Annotated in this window: 1 pseudogene; it reads right to left on the reverse strand. The window is 64.0% G+C overall.

What is annotated here, in order from left to right:
* Positions 1-23: 23 nt before the first annotated feature.
* Positions 24-470: pseudogene (locus CSC66_RS17300) on the reverse strand (acetyl-CoA carboxylase carboxyltransferase subunit beta); the annotation flags it as partial.
* Positions 471-570 lie beyond the last annotated feature (100 nt).

The raw sequence follows: 570 nt of genomic DNA on the forward strand, positions 1-570 counted from the left end.
CCACGACGTCGGTAGGCCGATGCTCAGGCGGCGCGCTCGGCCCTGGTCAGGATGCCGAGCAGGTCGGCCAGCTTGTCGCGCATCTCGCGGCGATCGACGATCAGGTCGATCGCGCCATGGTCGAGCAGGAACTCCGAGCGCTGAAAACCTTCCGGCAGGGTCTCGCGCACGGTCTGCTCGATCACGCGCGGACCGGCGAAGCCGATCAGCGCCTTCGGCTCGCCGATGTTGATGTCGCCCAGCATCGCCAGGCTGGCGGAGACGCCACCAGTGGTCGGGTTGGTCAGCACGCTGATGTACGGCACGCCGGCGTCGCGCATGCGTGCCAGCGCGGCCGAGGTCTTGGCCATCTGCATCAGCGAGAACAGCGCCTCCTGCATGCGCGCGCCGCCGGTGGCGGAAAAGCACACCAGCGCACTCTTGTCGGCCAGCGCGCGTTCGGCGGCGCGGGTGAACTTCTCGCCGACCACAAAAAAAAAAACATACGATGAATCACACAGGCCCTCATACCATCCACACTGCACGCAGTCTGTGCTTATACGCACTCTACTGAGATATCAATTCTGAAAA

The organism is Pseudoxanthomonas kaohsiungensis (assembly GCF_010211765.1).
Lineage (GTDB): Bacteria > Pseudomonadota > Gammaproteobacteria > Xanthomonadales > Xanthomonadaceae > Pseudoxanthomonas > Pseudoxanthomonas kaohsiungensis.